7 protein-coding genes and 2 pseudogenes are annotated in these 7,238 nt (G+C 45.0%); 3 read left to right on the top strand and 6 right to left on the bottom strand.

Features of this window, described 5'->3' with window-relative positions; all coding sequences use genetic code 11:
- Positions 1 to 366: pseudogene (locus tag ACKPQ4_RS06410) on the bottom strand (hypothetical protein); the annotation flags it as partial.
- A 285-nt stretch (positions 367 to 651) separates the two neighbouring features.
- On the opposite strand from ACKPQ4_RS06410, the gene ACKPQ4_RS06415 reads away from it, so the two are divergent.
- Genes ACKPQ4_RS06415 through bcp form a run of 3 tightly spaced genes read left to right on the top strand, consistent with a single transcriptional unit; the run spans position 652 to position 2,082 of the window.
- A complete protein-coding gene (locus ACKPQ4_RS06415) occupies positions 652 to 1,353 on the top strand; it encodes an SDR family oxidoreductase (protein ID WP_407680370.1) in 702 nt (233 codons plus the stop codon).
- Positions 1,347 to 1,616 (top strand): YhbY family RNA-binding protein, encoded by a 270-nt coding sequence (locus ACKPQ4_RS06420; RefSeq protein WP_407680371.1) that lies wholly within the window; start codon positions 1,347 to 1,349, stop codon positions 1,614 to 1,616. The genes ACKPQ4_RS06415 and ACKPQ4_RS06420 overlap by 7 nt, the downstream gene beginning before the upstream one ends.
- A 10-nt stretch (positions 1,617 to 1,626) precedes the next feature.
- Positions 1,627 to 2,082, top strand: a complete 456-nt coding sequence (bcp, locus tag ACKPQ4_RS06425) for a thioredoxin-dependent thiol peroxidase (RefSeq protein ID WP_407680372.1) — start codon at positions 1,627 to 1,629, stop codon at positions 2,080 to 2,082.
- A gap of 20 nt (positions 2,083 to 2,102) precedes the next feature.
- Here bcp and tpiA read toward each other — a convergent pair whose 3' ends face one another.
- The 5 genes and pseudogenes from tpiA to ACKPQ4_RS06450 form a co-directional block, all read right to left on the bottom strand.
- Positions 2,103 to 2,873 (bottom strand): triose-phosphate isomerase, encoded by a 771-nt coding sequence (gene tpiA, locus ACKPQ4_RS06430; protein ID WP_407680373.1) that lies wholly within the window; start codon positions 2,871 to 2,873, stop codon positions 2,103 to 2,105.
- A gap of 29 nt (positions 2,874 to 2,902) precedes the next feature.
- The gene (locus ACKPQ4_RS06435; RefSeq protein WP_407680374.1) at positions 2,903 to 4,093 is read right to left on the bottom strand and encodes a phosphoglycerate kinase; all 1,191 of its coding nucleotides are present in this window, start codon (positions 4,091 to 4,093) and stop codon (positions 2,903 to 2,905) included.
- A gap of 71 nt (positions 4,094 to 4,164) precedes the next feature.
- The gene (gap, locus tag ACKPQ4_RS06440) at positions 4,165 to 5,187 is read right to left on the bottom strand and encodes a type I glyceraldehyde-3-phosphate dehydrogenase (protein WP_407680375.1); all 1,023 of its coding nucleotides are present in this window, start codon (positions 5,185 to 5,187) and stop codon (positions 4,165 to 4,167) included.
- Positions 5,188 to 5,322: 135 nt separating this feature from the next.
- A complete protein-coding gene (gene lnt, locus ACKPQ4_RS06445; protein ID WP_407680376.1) occupies positions 5,323 to 6,930 on the bottom strand; it encodes an apolipoprotein N-acyltransferase in 1,608 nt (535 codons plus the stop codon).
- 10 nt (positions 6,931 to 6,940) lie between these two features.
- Positions 6,941 to 7,238 (bottom strand): annotated as a pseudogene (locus ACKPQ4_RS06450) (tRNA-dihydrouridine synthase family protein); the annotation flags it as partial.

Genomic DNA, 7,238 nt, shown 5'->3' on the forward strand with positions numbered 1-7,238 from the left:
CACACGGCGCTCAGGTTGCCTTTGAGGCCTTGGCGAAGGCTTAGGCCGAACCTCTGACTTGCCCCCTTCTTCTATCGGCTTTATTTCAGGTTTTTGCGAAGATTTCGACTCAGTCGCGGCCTCGTTAACTTTCTTGCGAGGTTCTAAATGATTAGGTTTCTCCTTAGTTTCGGGTTTGGCTGAGGTTTTACCTTTTTTCGCAACGGGTGAGCCAACCTTGGTTGCGGCAGCAACTTCCTCTCCTTTTTTTACTTTGGTGGTAATAGGCTTTTTGCGACCTGCCGGGGCACGACGCTTAGGCTTGGGCTTTTCCTGCTCAAGGTCACTTGGCTTAGATGGAGAAGGCTCTTTTTCTTCGTCGGACATATAAATTTTAAAATAAAAAGTTTACCCTAGTTTGTGAAGCTTGCACGAAAACAACGCGTTCAGTCTTGTTGTGTGATGAAAAATACCCTATCAGTCACACCTTCTTCGTACAGAGCGAAAAAAGGTATGATTGAAGAGTTAATAGTTCAACAAGGAGAAACTCTCTTGGTTAGAATTTGAAAAAATATACAAGCAGTCAATCCCTACACCAGATTACCTGCAAATTATTACAATACATCCGCTTGCCTGCACCCGCTCTTTAAGGTTGTATGGAAAGTTTATTTTATGAAGAGCTATTTTATCAGTGGAGCAAGTCGGGGTATCGGCAGGGAATTGTGCAAGCAGTTACTCAACCGTGGAGATCGGGTGATTGCCGGGTGCCGCACCCCTTTTAAAGAGGGCTTTTTATCCAATCTCCAAAAAACCTGCTCACACTTGGAGATTGTTCAGCTTGATGTGAATAACGAACAGTCTGTAACTGACTGCTTTGAAGAACTTGAGCGCAAAAGTATTACCATTGATCGACTCTTCAATAACGCCGGAGTCATCGACTGGCGAAACCTGCATGAAGTAAGTGCAGATTCCTTCTCTCAGGTACTACAAACCAATTTGCGGGGTGCTTTTCTTGTACTGCGTCATGCCCTGGCCTGCCTGCGACCATCATCAGATGCATGGATCTACAATATGTCCAGTCGGTTAGGCTCAATTGAACTGCGTGGCAACACCCAACTTGGCGGGGCGATTGCCTATGAGTGCTCCAAAGCGGGACTCAATATGTTGACCAAACAGGCAGCCATCGACTTAGCAGAAAACGGAATTAAGGTGGTGTCCTTAAGCCCAGGTTGGGTAAAAACCGAGATGGGTGGAGCAGAAGCAAAGTATTCGGTTGAGGATTCAGTGGGCAAGATCCTCGATATTACAGATCATTTAACCCTTCAACAAAATGGCAGATTTTGGGGGGAAGACGGAAAAGAAATACCATGGTAGAAATTAAAGGAAAAGAAAAACGGGACATACGGGGAATTCTCAAAACAAGACCCATTGATTTACGAGTGGGTAAGCGGGGATTATCTCATGAATTTATCCGGGAATGTGAAAAGATTCTAAATAAAGAATCGATGATAAAACTAGGACTACCGGGTGACAAGGAAGTGCAAAAGAAAATCATTGAGGAATTCTCAAGCGAAGTTTCTGCCCAGTGTATCGCGAAAGTAGGGAAAACCGTAGCTTTCTATCAGCCACCTGAGTAAACCAAATCCATTGGAGGCTGGAACGGATTGCCCGAAGTTTTGCAATATAGATCAGACAGGCAAGAAGTGGGGTAATCAATCTCTCCATGGGGAGCGTTGCCTAATTTACTTTTACCCGCGTGACATGACTCCTGGTTGCATAACTGAAGCCTGTGGGTTCAGGGATTTAAACATTGAATACAGAAAGTTAAATATCTTAATCCTTGGAGTCTCTGCGGACGGAGAAAAGTCTCATCGCAAATTTATCGCTAAGTATGATCTGTCATTCCCTCTTTTGATTGATCAAGATCTTAGTATGTCTAAGGCTTTTGGGGTATGGGGGGAGAAGAAATTTATGGGCAAAACCTTTAATGGTATCCACCGAATGAGTTTTCTTTTAGGCAAAAGTGGTAAGATTGAAAGGGCCTACCACAAAGTAAAACCTGCCGAACATGCAAAGCAGGTGTTGAATGATTTATCGAACTAGGCTGCGGGCAACCTGAGTAGCTATGCTTGGGTAGAAAGAGCAGCCTCGATTATATCGCAGAACGATTTTGACGATAACGAGGCTCCACCGATTAAACCACCATCAATATCGGGCTGTGCAAGCAAACCTGCTGCATTTTCAGGTTTCATTGATCCACCATAAAGAATTCGAATGGATGATGCCGCTGATTCACCAAAAATTTCGGACAAAATCTTCCTTACCTCTCGGTGTACTTCTTGGGCCATCTCGTTGGTTGCCGTTTTCCCAGTTCCGATCGCCCAAACCGGTTCATAGGCAACGACCAAAAGGTCAAGTGCAGATGATGGATAATTAACTAATCCTTCACGAACTTGGGCCCCCACCACATCCATTGTCTTGCCTGCTTCACGCTCCTCGAGGGTTTCCCCAATACAGAAAACGGGACGAAGGTTAGCATTTATAGCGGCGATAACCTTTGAGTTAATAGAAGCATTTGTCTCACCAAAATATTGCCTCCGTTCACTGTGACCAAGGATTACATGTGAGACATATAGTGAACGAAGCATCTCTGCAGAAACCTCACCGGTAAAAGCACCAGAAGGCTCGGCATGCATATTTTGAGCACCCAAGTGAACTTCCGATTGCTCGACCTTGGAGGAGACAACAGGGAGGGATGTGAAGGGCGGGCATACACAAACCTGGACACTGGTCTGACTTCCAGTCAGGGAATTGATTTCATCAACCAATGCGGCAGATTCATCTGGAGTAAGATTCATCTTCCAGTTTCCAGCGATAAGAAATTTTCGACTCATAATAAAAAAGGGCTTGGGTAAAATATAAATTATTGATCCAGTATGGTAACGCCTGGCAAGTCCTTCCCTTCAAGGAATTCCAGGGATGCACCACCACCTGTACTCATGAAAGTGACCTGGTCGGAATATCCGCTTTGCTTAATAGCTTTAACACTATCCCCGCCGCCAATAATAGAGGTAGCACCTCCCTCTGCCACTGCTTTTGCTACAGCGAAAGTTCCTTTACTAGCTCCCTCGATTTCGAAGACGCCCATGGGGCCGTTCCAAAGAACAGTCTTTGCCTTTGCTACTTCTTCTGCAAATAAAGCAATCGTCTTGGGTCCGGCATCGACACCTTCCCAGCCATCAGGGATATCACCCTCAACGACTTTGGTTTGACCCAGAGTCTTGTTACCAAAATCAAGTGAGTCTGTAACCAGATAATCGACGGGAAGCATAAACTTTACACCCTTCTCCTCGGCTTTCCTTAGTGCATTTCGAGCAAGTTCTACTTTATCAACTTCACAAAGACTATCACCAACAGTCTGTCCCATCGCTAAGGCAAAGGTGTAAGCCATTCCACCCCCGATGATAATGGTATCTGCCTTATCGAGAAGGCGATCAATCACGGTAATTTTATCGCTCACCTTGGCACCACCTAAAATAACGATGAATGGACGATCAGGGGATTCAGTTTTGTTGCCAAGAAATTCGAGCTCTTTTTGAATGAGGTAACCAGCTGCACGATCTTCGATTAGTTCTGCTACGCCATGGGTGGATGCGTGGGCGCGATGAGCTGTACCAAAGGCATCGTTCACATAAACATCAGCAAGCTTAGCTAAAGATTTAGCAAAGGTTGGGTCATTATCAGTCTCACCCTTGTGGTAGCGCATATTCTCGAGAAGAGCGATTTGCCCAGGATTCATTGAGTTAACTGCGTTCTCAACCTTCTCACCTGTGCAATCGTCCAAGAACAGAACAGGTAGGCCGATAAGCTTAGCTAATGCAGGAGCGATTGGGGCAAGGCTCATAGACGGGACTTTTTCCCCTTTAGGCCGCCCAAGGTGACTTGCAAGAACAACCTTAGCTCCAGACTCAGAAAGTTTTCGAATGGTGGGCAAGGCAGCGCAAATCCGAGTGTCATCAGTAATGGTACCATCGGTATCGAGTGGTACATTAAAGTCTACGCGAAGAAAGACACGCTTGTCCTGCAAATCCAAATCGTCGATAGATTTGATCATAATGAAAAGATGGTAGGAAGTTGTACGAGAGCCATGTTAGCCCACGCCAATATGTTTAGGTAAGAATGGTATTAAACAAGTGCTGCAACACGCTTGAGTAAGTCAACGCAACGGTTACTGTATCCCCATTCGTTATCATACCAAGAAATCAACTTGAAAAAGGTATCACTCAGTGCGATTCCAGAACCTGCATCAAATATAGAAGACGCTGGGCAGTGAATGAAATCAGCAGATACGACTTCATCGTCAGTATACTCAAGAATTCCTTTAAGGGGACCCTCGGCAGCTTCTTTCATCTTGGCGCAAATTTCTTCGTAAGAAGTTGATTTCTCCGTCTTAACTGTGAGGTCCACAACCGAAACAGTTGGCGTAGGTACACGAAATGCCATACCAGTGAGCTTGCCCTGAACTTCGGGTAATACCAAGCCTACTGCTTTAGCTGCACCAGTGGTAGAAGGGATGATATTAATGGCAGCCCCACGACCGCCCTTCCAGTCTTTAATAGATGGTCCATCCACAGGTTTCTGCGTAGCTGTATAGCTGTGCACAGTCGTCATTAGGCCTTCTGCGATTCCGAAGTTTTCAAGTACCACTTTTGTGATAGGGGCCAAGCAGTTAGTAGTACAAGATGCATTGGAAAGGATATGATCATCTGCAGTGAGCTCGTTGTCATTAACCCCAAGCACGATGGTTTTTACATCTCCTTTAGCAGGAGCGGAAATGATAACTTTCTTGGCTCCCGCTTCTAAGTGACCAGCTGCTTTATCTCGATCGACAAACAAGCCAGTAGACTCTATCACCACATCAACTCCAAGGTCTCCCCACGGAAGTGCAGCTGGTCCCTCACGAACAGCCAAACATTTGATGGTATGTCCATTAACTACAAGCGTGTCATCTGTGGGAGCTTCAACAGTACCATTAAAACGACCTTGGGTTGAGTCGTATTTTAAAAGATAGGCAAGATTGTCAGCAGGAACCAAGTCGTTGATCGCAACGACTTCAAAGTCCTTTCCAAGTAATCCCTGATCGACAAGAGCGCGAAAGACCAAACGACCAATGCGGCCGAATCCATTAATTCCAATTTTAGTAGACATTTGTATGATTTTGTTGAGTGAGAAAAATTGATTGCGAAGAAATACACATGGGATTTGACTGGGAAATGGCAAGGATAAGTTTAGTTCAGCTTCCAAGACTTCAAGTTAAGTCATAACTATATCAAGATTTAATAACTAAGCTTGAGCTCTATTTTCTGGGCTAACTTTAAAATAAATGACTAGGATGATCGAAAGCACGCTACAGATGTAGGCAAATTGATCACCCATTGATCCAAAACTTGACGCATATTGTTGAGGAATACTGACCTCGATTACAGCGGCACCTTCAAAATACACTCGATCCTTATCATCAAGAAGGACATCGCGAATCATTCCCCGTTGATCAATCCAGCCAGACCACCCCGCATTAGCACAACGCACAACTGGAACTTTATTTTCTACCGCCCTCAAGATTGAATGGCTAGCATGTTGCTCGGCACAACCTTCTTCAGCAAACCAAGCATCATTTGTGGATACGATTAATAGCTCAGCACCTTGCTCCACCGCACTCCTGGATAGACTTGGGAAAATATCCTCATAGCAAATTAAAATTCCGGCCCGGACAAGCCCCGAAGAATTTCCATCGCTAATTGGCAGGTCGAATAGGTAAACTTGGTTACCCGGTGAGAAATTACCAACTGGACCGACCAACTTTTCCAGTCCGGGTATCACACCAAATGGTTTTGGAATATACTCCCCAAATGGTACAAGCACCTGCTTGGCATACCATTCAGGTCGCATGCCCTCCTGTGGGTCGATGTAGACCATAGCATTATAGGAGGCGCCCTCTTCACGAATCACCGAACCTGCAAGTATCGGAATGCCCGTCTTTTTCGCTAAATCCTCGACCCATATTCGATCGAGATTCAATGGATAAGGTGTTGATGCTTCTGGCCAGAGAATGATATCGGGGGCTGCGAGGGATAAAAATTCGGTTTGTTTGCGTAAGGTATCTTTGTGCTCGGTTGCTCTTCCCTCTATCCATTTATTCAATAGATAAGGCTGACAAATACCTACTTTAAGAGTTTTAGTTTCTCGAGGGATATCTGATCCTCGCTCGATAAAAAATGGGTATATCATAAGGAACAGAAGCAGAATACCTAGGTATAGTTCAGGACAGATCGAACGATTAAAAAAACCTACAGCCTGGCGCCTCCTGACAAACAAATGATGCAGATACGACCCAATGCACAGGTTAAAAAAGACCAGGAAGAATGACACTGCCCAACTTCCTGTAAAGAAGGCGGACTGTAAGAGAATTGGTCTCTCCCACTGCGTAGCTGCGAGCGGACACCATGGAAACCCAAGGGTAAATAAGGTCCTCAACCATTCGATGCTTACCCACAAGGCAGACAGACCAACGATAATGAGCAATCTCGAATTAAATCCCCCCCTTAAAAACCGCGAGTACCAGGCACGGGCAAATAAAAACCAAACTGACTGGTAGCAGGAGAGTAAAAAGGTCGCGGTACACATGCCGCCAAAGCTCACGTGCCTCATCCATCCGACCATAGCAATGTGATAGATCCATCCGGACACAAGCATGCCAATTAAAACTTTTCTAAAACTCGGCCGAAAATGAATCCATATTAAAAAAGGAAGCAAAAATACATAAGCCGCCTCTGGAGTTTCTCTTGGGGCATGAGCCATCCAAAGCATCCCCATGGGGGAGGCACTAGCCAAGCAAGTCCAACCCCATTCTCGAAACCAAGCAGAAATACTTAGTCGCTGAGAGTAAAACATAATCTAATCCTTAGCATGCCGTACCTGTTTCACTTGGCCTGTAAGCCATATTAGATAAAGGTTCAAGGTGCATAGGTTGGTCGGACCTGCCATCATTAAGCAGGAAATATCTGCAAACCCGATCAAGTTCAGATCGCGTTCGGGTTCTCCTCATTTGGAAAAGGAATTCACCTTTTAAATCCACAGAAAGCCCAATGTAATTGAGGAACTTTTTAAGTCGGGCAACCTGCTTTTCGTCAGTCATTGTATCTTTTGATAATACATCGCAAAGTTGATTAATGTATAAATGTACATCCCCAAGGGTTGGC

This window comes from Candidatus Chordibacter forsetii (assembly GCF_964187505.1).
Lineage (GTDB): Bacteria > Verrucomicrobiota > Verrucomicrobiia > Opitutales > Seribacteraceae > Chordibacter > Chordibacter forsetii.